Raw genomic sequence first — 19,511 nt, forward strand, 5'->3', positions numbered from 1 at the left:
GCTCGGCTCAGGCCTCCTTCGCCGCGACCCACGACAGGTCGAGGTCCCACTGCGCGACCGACCCGGCCGGCAGCTGCCACACGTACTCGTTCTTGAGCTTCTTGCCGTCGTCGCGGAACGGCCCCGTCCGGTACGGGTAGAACGCGACTGTCGGCAGCGTGCCGGGCGGCGCGGTCCGGATGGCGTTCGAGAAGTCCTTGTTCAGCCGGCGCAGCTCGGCGATCACGGCGCCGCGAGCGGCATCGGCGTCGAACCCACCAGCACCCGAAGCGAGCTGGAACGCGATGTGCAGCTGCCGGTCACCGTGGTCGTCCTCGTAGCTGATCAGCCGGTGGTTCTCGACGGCCTCGAGCAGCGCAGGATCGCCGTACACGACGTCCCGCACCACGTCGGGTGCGACGACGGCCCCGTTGTAGTCGACGGACAGGTCGGACCGGCCGTAGTGGAACAGCAGCGGCAGGTCGAGCTCGGCCTCGGCGGCGAGCGCCGCGTGTCCGGTCGCCCGCAGCACGGACCGCAGCTCCTTCATCCGCACCACGTGTCCGCGGTCGTGGATGTTGTAGCGGATGCGGGGGCTGATGTTCTCGGAGCGGGCGATGGTCACGACGAGTTCGCCGAGGTCGTTCGTCTCGATCAGGTAGCCGAACGGGTTGAACTGGAACACCATCGGCAGCACCCCGTACTCGCCCTGCTTGGTCAGGGCGGCGGAGAGTTCCGGTGACGCGGCGATCGCCCGGCGCAGCTGCACGCTGAACGGTGTCTCGATGCCGAGGTTGATCTCGAGGTCGCTCGCCCCGTAGGAGCCGAGCACGGCCTGCGCGTACTGCTCGATGTGGGCGCGCATGTTCTCGCTGATGCCCTCGCCCCCGAACGCGGCGACGATCGTGTACTGGCTCCAGTCGAGCCGGTCGTCCTCGAACAGGGCCTTCAGGAACGGTGGGTAGCTGCAGATGATGTAGGTGAAGTCGGTGCCGAACTCGCGCATCGTCTGCACGATCTTGTCGCGGTCCGGGCCGATCGACTTGATCATGGACGACTCGGTGAGCGAGGCGGTCACGTTCATCCCGGTGGCCCATGCCCCGAGCGAGAAGGCGTTGAGCACGAAGGGCTGCTTCGACAGGTCCTTCGCGGTGCGGGAGAACCCGAGTTGCAGCAGCTGTCGGGTGGCCTGGCGTTCGTCGGGGCCGCGTACCCAGCTGGTCGGGGTGCCGCTCGATCCGCTGGACTCGTCGACGACGACTCCGCGTCGGGGCAGGCGTCCGTCGATGCAGCGCTCGGGGATGCTCCAGCGCTTGACGTAGGAGTCCTTGTCCATCTCGGGCAGTGCCGAGATCGCCGCAGCGATCCCGCCACGGGTGTCGAGCCTGGAGGCCCGTCCGGACTCCGCCAGGAACGCCCGGTACGCGGGGACCCGCTTCGCAGCCCGTTCCGCGGTCCGCCAGGCGCGCCAGCGTCCGAGGGTCCAGCGGAGCGGCTCGATGCCCGGTGTGAGCAGGAGCTTGTGGGTGCCGACGCGGGGCATGAACAGTGCGACGAAGGTCTCGACCACCCACACCACCGAGAACACCGCTGCGCGCTTCACCGGGCACCCCCGACCGTCATGGCGGCTGCGGGTCGGCGGTGTGCCAGGGGTGGCGGGTCGCTGTGTCCGAAGCGGAACAGCATCCAGGCCATCCGCCCGTCGGACTCGTCGACACCCGCGCGTTCCACGAACGCGGCGTGTGACCGCGGGTTGGTGATCACGGTCCCGAAGGGGTGCACGGCGATGCCGCGTGCGGAGAACTCCAGCCAGATGCGCATGAACACCCGTCCGGCCTCGACGTACTCGGCCGGGGTGCTGAACGGTCCCTCGAGCCAGGCGAGCTGTCGGACGCCCCGCATGGTGGACAGGTACACCGTGCGGAAGACCCGGCCGATGCCCGGTGCCTGCCAGAGTCCGCGGTGCTCCATGGCGAACCGGAGCACCGGGCCGGGCATGAGCATCGTCTCGGCGGACAGCCCGTCGCCGGTGGCCGCAGCCTGTCGCTTCGAGAACCGCAGCCAGTGCAGGATCTCGTGGTGCACGGCGTCGTGCTGCAGGTCGTCGAACAGGGTCTCCTGGTTGACGCGCACGATCTCGTCGACGGTGGCCCGGTCGTCGGTGGTCCGGAAGCGCTGCCCGGCTGCCGACGCGATGGCGGACGCGGCCTCGATCGCGGCGGTGTCGACGAGCGTCGCGTCGTAGGGCCTGCGCGAGGTGCGCCGTGCGAGGAAGCCGGCCAGGGCCTCCCGGTCGTCCGCGGTGACCACGTGCGGACGCAACGTCACCGTGCCCAGCCGGTGCAGGTGGTCGTCCCCATCAGCGCTGAGCCGACCGAAGTCCATCTCGGCGTGGTCGAGCCGTTCCTGCACGGTGAACCCGTGCGCCCGTGCCACCACGTCGAGCCCGGCCAGGAACACCCCGGCGCAGACGTGCCCGAACGGGATGCCGAACGACTCCGCCGGCAACCCCCGTCGCAGGTCGTAGAACACGGTCGCGGTGGGGTCGTCCTCGACACGCACGACGATCGGTTGCGAGTTGTGCGGCGACGGGTAGTGCCGCGCGTCCTCGATGATGCCCGTCCACGGTGATGCCATCGTTCCCCCTCGGTGGTCCCTGGCGACGATCATACGAACCCTTCTGCGTCCCCCATGCCGGTCCGGGCATGCACTGTGGACGACTCGTGCGTAGCCTGCTCCTCGTGACCACCATCCGGACCGGCACCGACCTCGCCGCGGTCGAGGACGTCGTCGACGCCGTCGCGGCCCACGGCGAGCGGTACCTGGACCGGGTGTTCACCCTGCGGGAGCGCACCGACACCGGCGACGACCCGGAGCGCCTCGCAGCGCGGTTCGCGGGCAAGGAAGCCGTCGTGAAGCTGCTCCGGCCGACGCCCGACCAGGCGATCCCCCTGCGGGACGTCGGCATCGTGCTCGACGCGAGCGGTGCCCCGAGGGTCGAGCTCTCCGGAGCCGCCGCAGCCCTGGCCGAGTCGATCGGGTGCGGCCCCATCGCGGTCTCGTTGGCACACGAAGGGGGGCTCGCGGTGGCGACGGCGGTCGCGCTGTCGGAGCGCTGACCCCGGGCTCCGGACAGGGGTGCGGTTTCCCGCACCCGCACGGCGGTTTCCCGAGGGCTGTTCCTCTTTATGGTTGCCGTCATGGAACAGGACCCGAACCCCTCCAGCACCACCGCGACGATCGCCGACCCGGCCACCGACCGGGCCGTCCGTCGTGCCCTCGCCGACCACGGCCGGCTGACGGTCGACGCCTGGGACGTCGCGTCGATCGCCGACCTGTACGCCCTCGGCCTGACCTCGCACGCCACCGTCAACGTGATGCTCGCGGTGGAGTCGGAGCTCGACGTGGAGTTCCCCGACTCCGTGCTCAACCGATCCACCTTCGCGAGCGTCGAGTCGATCGTCGCCGCGGCGGAGCTCGCCTCGTGACCCTCGCCCTGCCCGCACCGTCCGTCGTCGACCGCTTCGCCGAGCGTGCGAGCGCGGTGGCCGAGGTCGCCGCACAGTTCGCCGACGAGGTCGACCGCGACGCCCGACCCCCGCGCGAGGCCATCGCCGCGATGCGGGAGTACGGTTTGCTCGCGGCAGCGGTCCCGACCGAGCACGGTGGCGAGGGTGCCTCCGTGTCCGAGCTCTCCGCGATCGCGACCGAGCTCGGGCGTGCCTGTGCCGCGACCGGCATGGTGTTCGCGATGCACCAGGGCCAGGTCATGGCGCTCTGGCGGCACGGCGGCGACGGTGCCGGCGTGCTCGAGACCATCGAGGCCGTCCGGGGCGGAGCGCTCGTCGCCTCGGCCACCACCGAACGCGGTGTCGGCGGCGACGCCCGGCGCTCCACCTGCTCCATCGAGCCGACCGACGACGGCCGGATCCGCCTGCGCAAGGACGCGCCGGTGATCTCCTACGCCACCGAGGCCGACGCGGTGTTCGTCACCGCCCGCCGCGACCCGGACGCCCCGGCGTCGGACCAGCGGCTGCTCATCTGCCGTACCGACGCGATGGTGCTGTCGCAGACGTCCACCTGGGACACCATGGGGCTCCGCGGCACGTGCAGCAACGGGTGGATCCTCGACACCGAGACGACGACCGATCGGGTGTTCCGCGACGACTACGCCACGATCTCCGCCCAGACCGTCCTGCCGGTGTCGCACGTGCTCTGGGCCTCGGTCTGGCTCGGCATCGCGGTCTCGTCCGCCGAACGTGCCCGCAGCGCCGTCCGCAAGCAGGCTCGCAGCGCCGTCGGCACGACCCCGCCCGGTGCCCTCCGGCTCGCCGAACTGCTGGTCGACCTGCAGGCCCTCGCCGACTCGGTGCGCCACGCCGCCGAACGGTTCGACGCCGCGGCCGACGATCCGGACGTGCTGGCCTCGAGCGCGTACGCCCTCGCAGCGAACGCCCTGAAGATCGGTGCGTCCGAGCGCGTCACCGACATCGTCACGAAGGCGCTGCGCATCGTCGGGATCGCGGGCTACGCGGCCTCGGGTCCGATGAGCATCGCCCGACACCTCCGAGACGCCCACGGTGCCGCCGTCATGGTGAGCAACGACCGTCTCCTCAAGAACGACGCCGACCTGGCCATCATGACGGGAGTGATCCTGTGACCACCACGGACACCGCCACCGCCAGCGCCACTGCGCTCGACGACGCCCGCGCCGCCCTCCGCGCCCGCCTGCTCACCGACGGCGTGCTCCTCGACCTCGGCACGCCCGGACTCTACGGCCGCACCGGGGTCTTCGAGCGCGTGTACGCCGCGGTCGACGCCGCCGCGGTCCGCAGCCAGCGGCACCTCCGCGCCGAGGTGCTGCGCTTCCCGCCGGTCGAGCCGCTCGCGTCCTTCGAGCGCACCGACTACATCGCGTCGTTCCCGGACCTCGCCGCGTCGATCTCCGGGTTCACCGGCGATGACCGCACCCACCGCGCCCTTCTCGCCGCCCGCGAGCGCGGTGAGCGCTGGGAGGGGTTCCTCGAGCCGGCCGACCTGATGCTCACCCCGGCGGTCTGCCACCCGGTCTACGGCCTGATCGGCGACACCGTGCCGCAGCAGGGCCGGTTCTTCGACGTGCTCGGCGATTCCTTCCGCCGCGAGCCCTCGCTGGACCCGATGCGCCTGCAGGCCTTCCACATGCACGAGTTCGTGCACGTCGGCACCCCTGCGTCCGCAGCGGCCCACCGGGACGGCAGCATCCCGGTCATGCGCGCCCTGCTCGAGTCGTTCGGGCTCGAGATCGACGTCGTCCCCGCGAACGACCCCTTCTTCGGCCGCGTCGGGCAGATGCTCGCCCGCAACCAGGTCGAGCAGGCGCTCAAGTTCGAGTTCGTGACGAAGGTCTACGGCCCCGACCACGAGGCCACCGCGATCAGCTCCGCGAACCTGCACGAGGACCACTTCGGCACCTCGTTCGGCCTCCGCACCGAGGACGGACAGGTCGCGCACAGCGCCTGCATCGCGTTCGGCCTCGAGCGCATCACCATCGCCCTGTTCGCCGCCCACGGCACGGACCTCGACGCCTGGCCGGCGTCGGCCCGTGCGGCCCTGGCACTGTGACCACCCTGCACGGCTGGTCCGGCGCGCCGGCCCTCCGCGCCGCGGTCCAGCTCCCCGCCGCCGCGCGCGCGGGCGTCGTCATCTGCCCGCCGATCGGGCAGGAGGGCGTCATCGCGTACCGCACGCTCCGTCTGCTGGCCGACCGCCTGGAGGCCCGTGGCATCGCCTCGGTGCGCTACGACCCGTCCGGACGTGGTGACGGCGCCCCCGACGCCACGCCGGACGCGCAGGTCCGGTCCGCGCGCCACGCCGCCGCCGTGCTCCGCACGACGGGGGTGCGGCACATCGCCTTCGTCGGGCTCGCCTCGGCCGCCCTCGTCGCGGCGAACGCGGCCGCGGACACCGACGGCCTCGTCGTCTGGGACGCACCGGCAACGGGCAAGGGGTGGCTCCGTCGGCAGCGAGCCCTCGCGAACATCACGATCGGCGCCGACCGCGTGGTCGACGGCGTCGAGAGCCTGATCGGGTTCGACGTCGCGCCCGACGAGGCCGCCGCGCTCTCGGACCTCGCCTTCGTCCCGCGAACCGGGCCGACCGTCGCGCTCGTCCGCCCGGGTGCCCGGCCGCCGAAGTCGCTCGGTGGCGTCGACGTGGCCGAGGTCACCGGCAGCGCCGAACTCCTCGACGGCACGAGCATCCACGCCCGCATCCCCGGGGCCGCCGTGGACACCGTCGTCGCCTGGCTCGACAGGTGGGCTCCCGAGTCGGGGGCGCCCGTCCTCGCGCCCGTCCTCGACGAGGTCCTCGACGTCGACGGCCGCGTGTCGGAGCGCGTCCTCCACCTCGGCGATCAGGGCCTCTTCGGGATCGAGACCGTCTCGTCCGCCCAGCACCACGACGCCCCCCTGGTGGTGCTGCACAACGGCGCCGCCGAGCACCGGGTCGGCGCCACGGACTACCAGGTCGAACTCGCCCGCGCCCTCGCCCGCGACGGCGCCCGCGTCGTCCGCGTCGACCGTCGTGCCACCGGCGAGAGCACCGGCGTGCACGAGGACGAGCGGAGCTTCCTGTTCGCGCAGGAGTGGGTGGAGGACCAGTCCGCCGTCGTCACCGCTCTCGCCACGCCCTCGGACCGGCTCGTGCTCGTCGGCATGTGCGCCGGCGCCTGGGTCGCGGGCCGCGCCGTCGAGGAGGCCCCGCGCCTGGTCGTCGAGATCAGCCCGAACGACTACCGTCGCGTCCCGGCCGAGCCCGGCTCGTACGCGGACGGCGTCCGGGCGATCGACGCCCCGTCGCCCGCCCGGATGTGGGTGCGCGAGCGGTACAACCGGTTCGTGCCGAAGGCCGTCCGCGACCGGATCGCCCGTCGCGACCGGATGGGCGGGGTGGTCGGCCACGTCCGCCCGCTCGTCGAGCACGGCACCGACGTCGTCGTGATCGTCGCTCCCGAGGACGCAGCCCTGTTCGACCGGCTCGGTGGGCAGAAGGCCCTCCGGCGTTGGCCCGGCGACGACCGTCGCGGCTCGGTGTCCGTCGTCCGCGTCGAGGACGGCGACCACGCGCTGTTCTCCCCGGCGATGCGCGAGGCCGTCGTCGCCGAGGTCCGCTCCCGCGTCGCGGCGACGTTCCCCGTCCACACCTGACGCGGCCCGCCCGGGGTCAACGGAGGCCGAGCTCCCGCGCGACGGCGTCGGGACGCTCGACGTGGGCGAAGTGGCCGCAGTCGTCGATGAGCACCGTCCGGGTCTGCGGCACGATCTCCCGCAGGGCGTCCAGGTCCGAGACACGGGCGAACACGTCGTCGCGGCCGGCGATCGCGGTGACCGGACAGGTGACGGCACGCCACCGGTCGACGTCGTACGCCGCCGCCGCCCGTGCCGCCTCGGTGAACTGCTCCGGCCGGAGCTCCTCGACGAAGGCCTCGAGCACGCTCGGGTCCAGACGTCGCACGTGCGTGAACACCGGCGCCGCGACGAGCGGCAACAGGCCGATCCGCGCGATCCACCGGAGCAACGGACGAGCGGCGCCACCGGTCACCGTCAGGCCCGCACGCAGCAGGGTGAACGCCGGCAGGGTGCCGAGCGCCCGCACCGGGTGCCGAGCCGCACCGGCGGTCGCGACCGTGGTGCCGGACACCAGGGCGAGCGACCGAACCCGCTCGGGCGCCACCACGGCCAGGTGCAACCCGACGAACGCGCCCATGGAGTGCCCGACCACGTCGACCGCGCCGAGGCCCAGCGCACCGAGGACCGCCGACACGGCACCCGTGACGGCGTCGAGCCCGAGCGGACCGTCCGGAGCTGGCGAGGACCCCCAGCCGGGCAGGTCGACGAGCACCAGCCCGCGGTCCCCGATCCCGTCCGCGGCGTGCAGCAGCGGCGTCCACGTCGACCAGGAGCCCGCGACGCCGTGCAGCAGCAGGAGCGGGTCCGGGCCGAAGCGGTGGTGCACCACGATGGGCCCGGTCGGGGCCTCCACGACCGTACGGGTCAGCCCCCAGGCGCCGGGCGTGACGCGCACCGGGTACGGGGCGTAGCCGTCGAGGGCGACCCCGCGACCACGCGGGTCGGTGTCGATGGCGTGCACCGGGCCTCCTGTCCGACCGTCGACGCGGACGCGTCCGTCAGGAGGGATTCGGAACGCTAGCCGACGGGGACGGGTGCCGAGCAGGCGGCGAGCCGGTCGAGGGCCGCCTTGTACTCGGCCACGTCGCGCTGCAGGCCGGGCTCGGTGATGATCGAGGCCTTGATGCGGCCCTGCACGTCGATGACGAAGGTCGCGCGGGTGGCGAAGCCCTTGTGCTCGAGGAACACGCCGTACTCCTTCGAGACCGCGCCGTGCGGCCAGAAGTCGGCGAGCAACTCGAAGTCGTAACCGTTCGTCTCGGCGAACGAACGCAGTGTCGCCTTCGAGTCGACGGAGATGCCGAGCAGCTCGATGCGCTGGTCCTGGAACATCGTGATGTTGTCCTGCAGGGTGCAGAGCTCGTTCGTGCACCCGGAGGAGAACGCGAGCGGGAAGAAGACGAGTGCGACCGGGCGGTTGCCGCGGAAGTCGCTGAGTCGGACGTGCTCACCGAACTGGTTCGGGAGCTCGAAGTCCGGCGCGAGTGAGCCGATCTCCAGTGCCATCGCTACGTGTGCTTCTTCCTCGGGCGTGGGGTGTGCCCGTCGGGTCCGTGCTCCGCAGATCGCGTGTGCACGATCGGCCATGCTACGCCGACGACACGCGAATGCAAGCACCCGTCCACCTGCACGTCACCATCAGCATCAGCGTCGGTCCTGGGGCCTAGAGTGGACGGGGCCCCAGCCGGTCGCGACCCGACCACCGGAGCCACCATGTCCACCACCACGAGAACGAACGAGGTCAAGGGTGACGGTGAACGACCAGGACCCGTACAGCACCGGGGCGAACGACCAGGATCCGCAGGAGACCGCCGAATGGCGTGAGTCCCTCGACGGGCTGGTCCAGACCCACGGACACCAGCGCGGTCGCGAGATCATGCTGAGCCTGCTCAAGCGGTCCAAGGAACTGCACCTCGGTGTGCCGATGGTCCCGACGACGGACTACGTGAACACCATCGCGCCGGAGAACGAGCCGGAGTTCCCCGGCGACGAAGAGCTGGAGCGCCGGTACCGCCGCTGGATCCGCTGGAACGCGGCCATCACGGTGCACCGCGCACAGCGTCCCGGCATCGCGGTCGGCGGGCACATCTCGACGTACGCGTCGAGCGCCGCGATGTACGAGGTCGGCTACAACCACTTCTTCCGCGCGCAGGACCACCCCTCCGGTGGCGACCAGGTCTTCTTCCAGGGCCACGCGTCCCCCGGCATGTACGCCCGCGCGTACATGGAAGGGCGCCTCTCCGAGGACCAGCTCGACGGCTTCCGGCAGGAGAAGTCGCACGCCGGCGGCGGCCTGTCGTCGTACCCGCACCCGCGCCTGATGCCGCACTTCTGGCAGTTCCCGACCGTGTCGATGGGCATCGGCCCGATCAACGCGATCTACCAGGCGCAGCAGGCCAAGTACCTGTCGAACCGCGGCATCAAGGACGCCATGGACCAGCAGGTCTGGGCGTTCCTGGGCGACGGCGAGATGGACGAGGTCGAGTCCCGTGGGCAGCTCCAGGTCGCCGCGAACGACGGCCTCGACAACCTGAACTTCGTCATCAACTGCAACCTGCAGCGACTCGACGGTCCGGTCCGTGGCAACGGCAAGATCATCCAAGAGCTCGAGGCGTTCTTCCGCGGTGCGGGCTGGAACGTCATCAAGGTCGTCTGGGGCCGCGAGTGGGACGACCTGCTCGCCCGTGACACCGAGGGCGCGCTCCTCAACCTGATGAACCAGACGCCGGACGGCGACTACCAGACGTACAAGGCCGAGAACGGTGCCTACGTGCGCGAGAACTTCTTCGGGCGCGACCCGAAGGCGCTCGAGCTGGTCAAGGACTACACCGACGACCAGATCTGGAACCTCAAGCGCGGCGGCCACGACTACCGCAAGGTCTACGCCGCGTTCAAGGCAGCGACCGAGCACAAGGGCCAGCCGACGGTCATCCTGGCGAAGACGGTCAAGGGCTACGGCCTCGGCCCGAGCTTCGAGGGCCGCAACGCGACCCACCAGATGAAGAAGCTCACGCTCGACAACCTCAAGCAGTTCCGCGACGAGATGCGCATCCCGATCTCCGACGCGCAGCTGGACGAGAACCCCTACACGCCGCCGTACTACCACCCGGGCAACGACGACGAGGCGATCCAGTACATGCACGAGCGTCGTCGCGCGCTCGGCGGCTACGTGCCGGAGCGTCGCACGAAGTACACGCAGTTCACGCTGCCCGACGACTCGAAGTACCAGGTCGTCAAGAAGGGCTCCGGCAAGCAGGAGGTCGCCACGACCATGGCGTTCGCGCGCCTGCTGAAGGACCTGCTGCGCTCACCCGACTTCGGCAACCGCGTGGTCCCGATCATCCCGGACGAAGCACGCACCTTCGGCATGGACGCCTACTTCCCGTCGGCGAAGATCTACAACCCGAACGGCCAGCACTACACGTCGGTCGACCGCGAGCTCCTGTTGGCCTACAAGGAGAGCCCGCAGGGCCAGATCATCCACGTCGGCATCAACGAGGCGGGCGCCCTCGCGGCGTTCACCGCGGTCGGCACCTCGTACTCGACGCAGGGCGAGCCGCTCATCCCGGTCTACGTCTTCTACTCGATGTTCGGGTTCCAGCGCACCGGCGACGCGATCTGGGCCGCCGGCGACCAGATGACCCGCGGCTTCATGATCGGCGCGACCGCCGGCCGCACCACGCTGACGGGCGAGGGCCTGCAGCACGCGGACGGCCACTCGCCGCTCCTCGCCACGACGAACCCCGCCGTGGTCTCGTACGACCCGGCGTACGGCTACGAGATCGGCCACATCGTCAAGGCCGGCCTCGACCGCATGTACGGCACGAACGAGGACGGCTCGCCGAAGCACGCCGACCCGAACGTCATGTACTACCTGACGGTCTACAACGAGCCGCTGGTGCAGCCGGCCGAGCCCGAGGGCGTCGACGTCGAGGGGATCCTCAAGGGGATGTACCTGCTCAAGTCGAGCGAGCACGACGGCCCCAAGGCCCAGCTGCTCGCGTCCGGTGTCGCCGTGCCGTGGATCCTCGAGGCGCAGCAGCTCCTCGCCGAGGACTGGGGCGTGTCCGCCGACGTCTGGAGCGTCACGAGTTGGGGCGAGCTCTACCGCGACGGTGTGGCGGCCGAGCAGCAGGCGTTCCTCAACCCGAACGAGCCGGCCCGCACGCCGTTCGTCACCGAGCGCCTGCTCGGCACCGAGGGACCGGTCGTCGCCGTGAGCGACTTCATGCACCTGGTGCAGGAGCAGATCCGCCCGTTCGTGCCGACCGACTACGCCACGCTCGGTGCCGACGGCTTCGGCTTCTCGGACACCCGCGCGGCCGCCCGCCGCTTCTTCCACATCGACGGCCCCTCGGTCGTCGTGCGGACGCTGCAGCAGCTCGCCCGTCAGGGCAAGGTCGACGGCGCGCTCGTCCAGCAGGCGATCGACAAGTACCGCCTGCACGACGTGACCGCCGGCACCACCGGCAGCGCGGGCGGCGAGAGCTGATCAACCCGTGACGACGGTCCGACCGGACCACGAGAGCCAGGAGAGCGCGCGCGAGCGCGCGCTTTCCTGGCTCCGTCAGGTGTCCGGAGAACTCTCCACCGCGACGATCAAGCGGCTCGAGGACACGCTCCCCTGGTACAGCGAGATGCCACCGGGGCGTCGCTCCGCCGTGGGCCTCGTCGCCCAGGCGGGCATCACCTCGTTCATCAGCTGGCTCGAGGGCACCGCGTCGACGCCGTGGATCGCAGCGGCCGACGTCTTCGGGTCCGCGCCGCGTGAGCTGCTGCGCTCCGTGAGCCTGCAGCAGACCCTGCAGCTCATCCGTGTCGTGGTCACCGTGGTCGAGGAACGCGCCGCCGACGACGAGATGCTGCAGGAGGCGATCCTCAAGTACTCCCGCGACATCGCCTTCGCCGCCGCCGACGTCTACGCCCGCGCGGCCGAGGCCCGCGGGCTGTGGGACGCCCGGCTCGAGGCACTCGTCGTCGACTCGATCCTGTCCGGCGAGTACGACGACGAACTGCCGTCCCGCATCGCCGCCCTCGGGTGGCACGGGCACGGCGAGGTCGCGGTGCTCGTCGGCACCGCACCGAAGCAGCTCGAGGTCGACCAGGTCCGCCGGACCGCACGGCACATGGACGCCGACGTGCTCGTCGGGGTCCAGGGATCGCGGCTCGTCGTGGTGATCGGTCGCGCCACGCCGCGCGACGACGTGCCCGAGGGCGAGGAGCCGGTCTCCTTCACGACCATCGCGCAGGCCCTCGAACCGCTGTTCGGCGAGGGCCACCTGGTCCTCGGCAACGAGGTCCCCGGGGTCGTCGACGCGTCGACCAGCGCGAAGGCCGCCCTCGCCGGGTTCGCCGTGGCACGTGCTTGGCGCGGGGTGCCCCGACCGGCACTCGCCGACGACCTGCTGCCCGAACGTGCCCTGGCCGGCGACCCGCTCGCCCGGTCGGCCCTGGTGCAGCGCATCTACGTCCCGCTCAAGGACCAGTCCACCGAGCTCCTGCAGACGCTCTGGTGCTACCTGGACACCGGCCGCTCGCTCGAGGCCACGGCGCGGGAGCTGTTCGTGCACCCGAACACCGTGCGCTACCGCCTGCGCCGGGTCGCCGACATCATCGGCTGGGACGCCACGCACGCCCGTGACGCCCTGATCGTGCAGTCGGCGCTCATCCTCGGCGCGATGTCCGAGTCCGCCACCGGACGCCGCCGCATCACGCCCCGACGCTAGAGCGCTCCGGACGGTAGAGAACCGACAATGTCCCGCGGGGATTCGTGTGGGAAGTCCACACGGGCCCCGCGGGACGAGAACGCGAGGATTGTCCGGTGATCGTCGTCGTCGCGCCCGGACAGGGCTCCCAGACCCCCGGCTTCCTCGCCCCCTGGCTCGAGGACGCCACCGTTCGTGAACGAGTCGGGCAGTGGTCGGAGTCGATCGGCGTCGACCTCGCCGAGCACGGCACGAACTCCGACGCGGACACCATCAAGGACACCGCGCTCGCGCAGCCCCTCATCGTCGCCGCCGGCCTGGTGACCGCGGACGCGCTGCTCGCCGAGGGCCGTCGTGCCCTGGTGGGCGGGGTCGCCGGACACTCGGTGGGCGAGTTCACCGCTGCCGCGGTCGCCGGGATCCTCGAGCCGACCGACGCCGTCGCCCTGGTCGCCGAGCGCGGCCGGGCGATGGCCGACGCCGCCGCGCTCGAGCCGACCTCGATGGCCGCCGTCCTCGGTGGCGACGCCGACGCTGTGGCCGCAGCCCTCGCCGAGCACGGCCTGGTGCCCGCGAACCACAACGGTGGCGGCCAGACCGTCGTCGCCGGTGCTGCGGACGCCATCGCGGCCCTCGCCGCCGATCCGCCCGCCAAGGCCCGCGTGATCCCGCTGGCCGTCGCCGGCGCGTTCCACACCCGCTACATGGCCCCCGCGGTCGAGCGGGTCGCCCCGGTCGCGGCCGCCGCCACCGTGCAGGACCCGACCCTGCCGATCTGGACGAACGCCGACGGCTCGCGGGTCGACGACGGTCGTCGCTTCGTCGACCTGATGGTCCAGCAGATCGCGAACCCCGTGCACTGGGACGCCGTCATGGAGTCGTTTTCGGCCGCCGGCGTGACCGGCATCATCGAGCTCGCACCAGCCGGTGCCCTCGTCGGCCTGGCGAAGCGCGGCCTCCGCGGCACGCCGACCGTCGCCATCAAGACCCCCGACGACCTGCCGGCAGCGATCGACCTGCTGCAGCGCGCGGGCCAGGAAGCAGACGCAACCGCATGACCGACCCGACCACCCCGACGGACGCACCCACGGGCCTCCCGACCGGATCCGCGCGTCCGTTGCTCCAGCAGCGCCGCGGCCACGAGTTCACCCGGATCCTGGCGTTCGGCGCCGCCCGCGGTGAGAACGTCGTGCCCAATGACGACCTCGTCGGCCCGATCGACTCGTCCGACGAGTGGATCCGCCAGCGCACCGGCATCATCACCCGCAAGCGCGCGGGCAAGGACGTCGAGGCCGTCGACCTCGCCGAGGCCGCTGCGCGCGAGGCCATCGAGAAGGCCGGCATCGACCCGACCCAGATCGGCGTCGTGCTCGTCAGCACCGTCACGCACACCGTCGCCACCCCGTCGATGGCGTCGCTGCTCGCCGAGCGCATCGGAGCCACCCCGGCCGCCGCGTACGACATCAGCGCCGCCTGCGCGGGGTACGCCTACGGCATCGCCCAGGCCGACTCGTTCATCAAGTCCGGGCTCGCCGACCACGTGCTGGTCGTCGGGGCCGAGAAGCTCAGCGACGTCGTCGACCCGACCGACCGCTCGATCTCGTTCCTGCTCGGGGACGGTGCCGGCGCCGCCGTGGTCGGCCCGAGCGACTTCCCGGGCATCGCCCCCACCATCTGGGGTTCCGACGGCTCGAAGTGGGACGCCATCGGCATGACCGCGACCTACAACGAGTGGGAAGCGGGGGCACCCCGTCCGACCATGCGCCAGGCCGGTCAGACGGTGTTCCGCTGGGCAGTCTGGGAGATGGTGAAGGTCGCCCGTCAGGCGCTCGAGACCGCCGGCGTCCGTCCGGAGGACCTCGCCGCGTTCGTGCCGCACCAGGCGAACATCCGGATCATCGACGAGTTCGCCAAGCAGCTCGGCCTGCCCGAGACGGTGACGATCGCGCGCGACATCACCACCACCGGCAACACCTCCGCCGCGAGCATCCCGCTCGCCACGCACCGCCTGCTCGAGGAGCACCCGGACCTGTCGGGCGGCCTCGCCCTGCAGATCGGCTTCGGTGCCGGACTCGTGTTCGGCGCCCAGGTGGTCGTCCTCCCCTGATCCCGTCCCGGTCGCGCACGCGACCGGCATCATCCCGACGAGCCTCCGCGCACCCGGACCCCGTGTGCCCTAGGCTGGTCCACGGTCAAACGACACCCCCCTTCAAGGAGAACACTCATGGCCCTGTCCAACGAAGAAGTCCTCGCCGGCCTGGCCGAGCTGATCAACGACGAGACCGGTATCGCCACCGACACCGTCGCCGCCGACAAGTCGTTCACGGACGACCTCGACATCGACTCCATCTCGATGATGACCATCGTGGTCAACGCCGAGGAGAAGTTCGACGTGAAGATCCCGGACGAAGAGGTCAAGAACCTCAAGACCGTCGGCAACGCGGTCGACTACATCGTCAAGGCCCAGGCCTGACACGAGCTTCCTGAGCGCCGCGGCCCGCGGACCCCTGCGGGCTGCGGCGCTCATCTTGTTCACCCCACACGAAAGAACACGTCGTCCCATGACCAAGAAGACCGTCGTCGTCACCGGGATCGGTGCGATCTCACCCCTCGCCGCGACCGCCCCGGACACCTGGGACGCGCTGCTCGCCGGCAAGTCCGGCATCACCCGCATCGAGGACCCGCGCTACGCCGAGCTCGAACTCCCTGTGGAGTTCGCCGGCCAGGGCCGCCGGTTCCTCACCGACCAGCTCACGCGCCCGGAGTCGAAGCGCCTCGACCCCTCGTCGCAGCTGTCACTCGTCGCCGCGCGCGAGGCCTGGGCCGACGCCGGCATCGACGACGAGTCGGTCGTCCCCGAGCGTCTGATCGTCGACTGGGCCACGGGCATCGGCGGCGTGAACACGCTGCTCGACGCGTGGGACACCCTGCGCGAAAAGGGCCCGCGTCGCGTCCTGCCGATGACGGTCCCGATGCTCATGGCGAACGGCCCGGCCGCCGCCATCGAGATGGAGTTCGGCGCCCGTGGTGGTGCCCGCACCTACCTGTCGGCCTGCGCGTCGTCGACCGAGTCGCTGGCCGAGGCGTACCGGCACATCGCCGACGGCGACGCGGACATCGTCATCACCGGTGGCGCCGAGGCCGCGCTGCACCCGCTCCCGCTGGCCGCGTTCGCCGCCATGCAGGCCCTGTCGCGCCGCAACGACTCCCCCGAGACCGCCTCGCGTCCGTACGACGTCACGCGCGACGGCTTCGTGCTCGGTGACGGCGCCGCGGCGCTCATCCTTGAGTCGAAGGAGCACGCCGAGGCCCGCGGTGCGACCATCTACGCCGAGGTCGCCGGTGCCGGCATCACCTCGGACGCCTTCCACATCACCGCACCGGACCCCGAGGGCAGCGCCGCCGCACGTGCCGTCCTGCAGGCGCTCGAGCACGCCGACGCCAGCACCACGGACGTCGTGCACGTCAACGCGCACGCCACGTCGACCCCCGTCGGGGACGTGGCCGAGTACCACGCGATGCGTCGGGTCTTCGGCGACCACCTGGACGACGTCGTGGTGTCCGCGACCAAGGCCTCCACCGGGCACCTGCTCGGCGGTGCCGGTGCGATCGAGGCGGTCTTCACCGTCCTCGCGCTGCACAACCGGGTCGCCCCGCCGACGATCAACCTGCACGACCAGGAGCCGGAGATCGTCATGGACGTGGCCCGCGAGCCGCGAGCGCTCCCCGAGGGCGACCTGCTCGCGGTCAGCAACTCGTTCGGCTTCGGCGGCCACAACGCCGTGGTCGCGTTCCGCAGCGTCTGATCCGTCGCACCCTGCCAGGAGGCCCGTCCCGCGTCGTCGGGGCGGGCCTGGCGTCGTTCCGGTGGTCGACTCTCAGCCCCCGCCCATACGCCGTCGTGTCGCTGCGACGCCCCGGGGACGACGAGACGCCGCCGTATTCGGCGGCGTCTCGAGTCTGTGGCGGTGTCCGGACGACACACCGGCGTCTGGCGCACCCGACACGCCGGCGTGCCGCGAGCCCGGGTCAGCCGACGCGGTGCAGCCAGACGACCGGGTTGCCCTCGGCAGCGTGGCGGAAGGGCTCGAGCTCGTCGTCCCAGGCCTGCCCGAGGGCGAGTCGGAGCTCACGGTGCAGCTCGAGGGCGTTGCTGCCCGCGACCTCCATCGCGTAGCGCACCCGGTCCTCGGGGATGACCATGTTGCCCGTGACGTCGGTCTGTGCGTAGAACACACCGAGGTCGGGCGTGTGCATCCAGCGACCGCCGTCCGAGGCGCTCGTCGGCTCCTCGGTGACCTCGTACCGCAGGTGTTCCCATCCGCGCAGGGCCGACGCGATCGCGGCGCCGGCGCCCACCGCACCGGTCCACGTGTACTCGGTCCGGCGCGCACCGTCCTGTGCGGGCTGGTCGAGCCACGAGAAGTTCACGGCGCGGTTCATCGCGCGACCTGCTGCCCATTCGACGTGCGGGCAGAGCGCGCGGGGTGAGGAGTGCACGTAGAGCACTCCTGTCGTCGTTCCGTTCACGGTTCCTCCGATACGTCAGGTGCGACTTCCCCATCGACCTGGTGCGGAGGATCCTGACCCGAGGGGCCACGGAACCATCGGTATGCGATTGTGATGTCCCGACGGGACACGCCCATTATGCAGCGCCGCGGCTGGGAACGGCAAGGAACCGACCCCGATCAGTGCAGGACGGCACCGTCCGCGTCGACCGGGTGTCGCTCCCCCGCCGCGATCGGCACCGGGACGCGGTTGTCCTCCGGTGGGATCGGGCACGCGTACTGGTACGAGAACGCGCACGGCGGCAGGCCCAGCAGGTTCCAGTCGAGCTCGACCGTGGCTGCCGTGCCGGGGTCGTCGAGGTACAGGAACCGACCCATCGAGTAGGTGCTGCCCGGGTCGTCCTCGGGCAGGGCACTCGTGGCGTCCTGCACGATGAGCTGCAGCCGCGGGGCTCCGCGGTGGGCAGCCGACCGGACGGCGACGAACCGCACCGTTGCACCACCCACGACGGTCTCGACGTGTCCGGCGACCGGCAGGGCGTCGCCGGCGGCGTCGCGGACGCTGCCACGGGCCTCCAGGGCGTCTCCCGCCAGCGGGACGTACTTGCCGGACGTCACCCAGTCGCCGGACCACGCGAAGCGGGCGATCTGCGCGAAGCGGGCGATCGCCTCGGACGACGGGTCCCACACCCGCAGGGTGTCGCCGCTGACGGTGCCGGCGAAGCCGTCCGGCAGCGCGACGGTCGACGGCACGACGGCGGTGTCCCCGGCCACCAGGACCGTACCGTCGACCGGGACGCCGTCGACGACGACACCGTCGGAGGCCTCGGCCGTCACGGTGAGTCCGCCGACCGCCGGGGCCCACGTCCCGGGGACCGGCCAGACCGGCTGCGGGTGGTCGACGTGCTGGGCGTTCACCAGGGCGAGCGGCCCACGGGCACTGCGCGCCCAGCGGTCACGGTCGTGGACGTGCTCGGCGAAGGCGGCGACGACCGCGTCGTCCGGTGCGCCGGTGCCGCTCGTCACGCCTGCTCCTGGCGGGGGTAGATGACCTTCTGCACGATGATGATGACCGACGCCGCGACGGGCAGCGCCACGAGTGCGCCGAGCACGCCGCCGATCGTGCCGCCCGCGACCGCCGCGATGACCACGAGCGCGCCGGGCACCTGGACCGCCCGCGACATGATGCGCGGGGAGATCAGGTAGGCCTCGACCTGCATGTAGACGAGGTAGTAGATGGCGGCGGCGAGGGCGGTGGCCGGCGACGCGAAGAAGCAGAGCAGCGAGATGACGATCGCGGCGGCGAGCGTGCCGACGAGCGGGATGAGCGAACCGAGGAACGCGAACGACGCGAGCAGCACGGGCAGCGGCGCCCCGATGATGAGCAGGAAGATGAAGCTGAGGATGCCGTTGATGAGCGCCTGCGACACCTGCCCGACGACGTAGCGGCCGACGGCCTGCGTGATCTGCTCGCTCACGTCGATGAAGTTCTGGCGGCGCGACGCCGGCACGAACCGGTAGGTCGCACGCTTCATGCCCCGCATCGACGCGAGGAAGTAGAGCATCAGGATGATGACGATGAGCGCCCCGGTGACCCCGGACAGGATGCCGCTGCCGACCGCCAGGATCCCGCCGCCGACGCTGAGCAGGTTGCCCGGCTTCTCGACGAACGACTGCAGCGACTGCAGGGCGTGGTCGATGTCGAACGACCCGGCGAACTGCTTCGACAGGTCCTGCACCCACTGCTGCTGCGAGATGTCCTGCACGATGTCGGGGAAGTTCTGGATCAGGTTCGACGCCTGCTCCACCAGGATCGGCACCACGGCGAACACGATGCCGGCGAAGGCCCCGAGGACCGCGACCACGACGATCGTGATGGCGGACCAGCGCGGGATGATCCGCTCCAGGAACGACACGAGCGGGTCGATGCCGAGTGCCAAGAACAGCGCGACCCCGATGTAGACCAGCACCGTGCTGAGCTCGTTGATGATCGCACCGGCGAGCAGCGCGACGAGCACCCCGATGGCGCCCATGAACCCGAGGCGGAAGGCGTTCACGCGCACGCCCGTACCGCCACGGGTCACCTCGAAGGTGACGTTCGGTGTCGGTGCGTGGTCGTCCTGCGACGTGTCGCGCTTCCTTGGCATGTG

General features: G+C 71.3%; 18 protein-coding genes. 11 read left to right on the top strand and 7 right to left on the bottom strand.

What is annotated here, in order from left to right; all coding sequences use genetic code 11:
• Positions 1 to 7 precede the first annotated feature (7 nt).
• Both DEJ17_RS13240 and DEJ17_RS13245 read right to left on the bottom strand, forming a co-directional pair.
• Positions 8 to 1,582, bottom strand: a complete 1,575-nt coding sequence (locus DEJ17_RS13240) for a phenylacetate--CoA ligase family protein (RefSeq protein ID WP_258366813.1) — start codon at positions 1,580 to 1,582, stop codon at positions 8 to 10.
• The gene (locus DEJ17_RS13245; protein ID WP_110894594.1) at positions 1,579 to 2,616 is read right to left on the bottom strand and encodes a hypothetical protein; all 1,038 of its coding nucleotides are present in this window, start codon (positions 2,614 to 2,616) and stop codon (positions 1,579 to 1,581) included. The genes DEJ17_RS13240 and DEJ17_RS13245 overlap by 4 nt, the downstream gene beginning before the upstream one ends.
• Positions 2,617 to 2,720: 104 nt before the next feature.
• On the opposite strand from DEJ17_RS13245, the gene DEJ17_RS13250 reads away from it, so the two are divergent.
• The 5 genes from DEJ17_RS13250 to DEJ17_RS13270 all read left to right on the top strand — a co-directional run bounded on the left by DEJ17_RS13250 (position 2,721) and on the right by DEJ17_RS13270 (position 7,166).
• Entirely contained in the window at positions 2,721 to 3,098 is a 378-nt protein-coding gene (locus DEJ17_RS13250; RefSeq protein ID WP_181421187.1) for a holo-ACP synthase, read from the top strand.
• An 81-nt stretch (positions 3,099 to 3,179) separates the two neighbouring features.
• The gene (locus DEJ17_RS13255; protein WP_110894596.1) at positions 3,180 to 3,467 is read left to right on the top strand and encodes an acyl carrier protein; all 288 of its coding nucleotides are present in this window, start codon (positions 3,180 to 3,182) and stop codon (positions 3,465 to 3,467) included.
• Positions 3,464 to 4,639, top strand: a complete 1,176-nt coding sequence (locus DEJ17_RS13260) for an acyl-CoA dehydrogenase family protein (RefSeq protein WP_110894598.1) — start codon at positions 3,464 to 3,466, stop codon at positions 4,637 to 4,639. The genes DEJ17_RS13255 and DEJ17_RS13260 overlap by 4 nt, the downstream gene beginning before the upstream one ends.
• Entirely contained in the window at positions 4,636 to 5,583 is a 948-nt protein-coding gene (locus tag DEJ17_RS13265; RefSeq protein WP_110894600.1) for an amino acid--[acyl-carrier-protein] ligase, read from the top strand. The genes DEJ17_RS13260 and DEJ17_RS13265 overlap by 4 nt, the downstream gene beginning before the upstream one ends.
• Positions 5,580 to 7,166 (top strand): alpha/beta fold hydrolase, encoded by a 1,587-nt coding sequence (locus DEJ17_RS13270; protein WP_110894602.1) that lies wholly within the window; start codon positions 5,580 to 5,582, stop codon positions 7,164 to 7,166. The genes DEJ17_RS13265 and DEJ17_RS13270 overlap by 4 nt, the downstream gene beginning before the upstream one ends.
• Before the next feature lie 16 nt (positions 7,167 to 7,182).
• On the opposite strand, the gene DEJ17_RS13275 is transcribed toward DEJ17_RS13270, so the two are convergent.
• Positions 7,183 to 8,109 (bottom strand): alpha/beta fold hydrolase, encoded by a 927-nt coding sequence (locus tag DEJ17_RS13275; RefSeq protein WP_181421189.1) that lies wholly within the window; start codon positions 8,107 to 8,109, stop codon positions 7,183 to 7,185.
• A gap of 56 nt (positions 8,110 to 8,165) precedes the next feature.
• Positions 8,166 to 8,654, bottom strand: a complete 489-nt coding sequence (locus DEJ17_RS13280) for a peroxiredoxin (RefSeq protein WP_017886715.1) — start codon at positions 8,652 to 8,654, stop codon at positions 8,166 to 8,168.
• 241 nt (positions 8,655 to 8,895) lie between these two features.
• Here DEJ17_RS13280 and aceE point away from each other — a divergent pair, with 241 nt between their 5' ends.
• From aceE to DEJ17_RS13310, 6 genes are all read left to right on the top strand, one after another.
• Entirely contained in the window at positions 8,896 to 11,640 is a 2,745-nt protein-coding gene (gene aceE, locus DEJ17_RS13285; RefSeq protein WP_110894604.1) for a pyruvate dehydrogenase (acetyl-transferring), homodimeric type, read from the top strand.
• A 7-nt stretch (positions 11,641 to 11,647) separates the two neighbouring features.
• Positions 11,648 to 12,874, top strand: coding sequence for a CdaR family transcriptional regulator (locus DEJ17_RS13290; RefSeq protein ID WP_027465341.1), 1,227 nt, complete (start codon positions 11,648 to 11,650; stop codon positions 12,872 to 12,874).
• A gap of 95 nt (positions 12,875 to 12,969) precedes the next feature.
• On the top strand, positions 12,970 to 13,911 hold the full coding sequence (locus DEJ17_RS13295) for an ACP S-malonyltransferase (RefSeq protein WP_110894606.1): 942 nt from the start codon (positions 12,970 to 12,972) through the stop codon (positions 13,909 to 13,911).
• On the top strand, positions 13,908 to 14,960 hold the full coding sequence (locus DEJ17_RS13300; RefSeq protein ID WP_258366814.1) for a beta-ketoacyl-ACP synthase III: 1,053 nt from the start codon (positions 13,908 to 13,910) through the stop codon (positions 14,958 to 14,960). The genes DEJ17_RS13295 and DEJ17_RS13300 overlap by 4 nt, the downstream gene beginning before the upstream one ends.
• A gap of 117 nt (positions 14,961 to 15,077) precedes the next feature.
• On the top strand, positions 15,078 to 15,326 hold the full coding sequence (locus tag DEJ17_RS13305; protein WP_017886710.1) for an acyl carrier protein: 249 nt from the start codon (positions 15,078 to 15,080) through the stop codon (positions 15,324 to 15,326).
• An 88-nt stretch (positions 15,327 to 15,414) separates the two neighbouring features.
• Positions 15,415 to 16,659: a beta-ketoacyl synthase gene (locus tag DEJ17_RS13310; RefSeq protein WP_110894608.1), complete on the top strand. Its 1,245-nt coding sequence runs from the start codon at positions 15,415 to 15,417 to the stop codon at positions 16,657 to 16,659.
• Between the two features lie 223 nt (positions 16,660 to 16,882).
• On the opposite strand, the gene DEJ17_RS13315 is transcribed toward DEJ17_RS13310, so the two are convergent.
• From DEJ17_RS13315 to DEJ17_RS13325, 3 genes are all read right to left on the bottom strand, one after another.
• Positions 16,883 to 17,383 (bottom strand): DUF3145 domain-containing protein, encoded by a 501-nt coding sequence (locus DEJ17_RS13315; RefSeq protein WP_027465337.1) that lies wholly within the window; start codon positions 17,381 to 17,383, stop codon positions 16,883 to 16,885.
• A 158-nt stretch (positions 17,384 to 17,541) separates the two neighbouring features.
• Entirely contained in the window at positions 17,542 to 18,387 is an 846-nt protein-coding gene (locus tag DEJ17_RS13320; protein WP_110894610.1) for a DUF1684 domain-containing protein, read from the bottom strand.
• The gene (locus DEJ17_RS13325; RefSeq protein WP_171907810.1) at positions 18,384 to 19,508 is read right to left on the bottom strand and encodes an AI-2E family transporter; all 1,125 of its coding nucleotides are present in this window, start codon (positions 19,506 to 19,508) and stop codon (positions 18,384 to 18,386) included. Before DEJ17_RS13325 ends, DEJ17_RS13320 begins: the two co-directional genes overlap by 4 nt.
• Between the last annotated feature and the right edge of the window lie 3 nt (positions 19,509 to 19,511).

Origin of the sequence: Curtobacterium sp. MCSS17_011 (genome assembly GCF_003224275.1) — a bacterium.
Taxonomy (GTDB): domain Bacteria; phylum Actinomycetota; class Actinomycetes; order Actinomycetales; family Microbacteriaceae; genus Curtobacterium.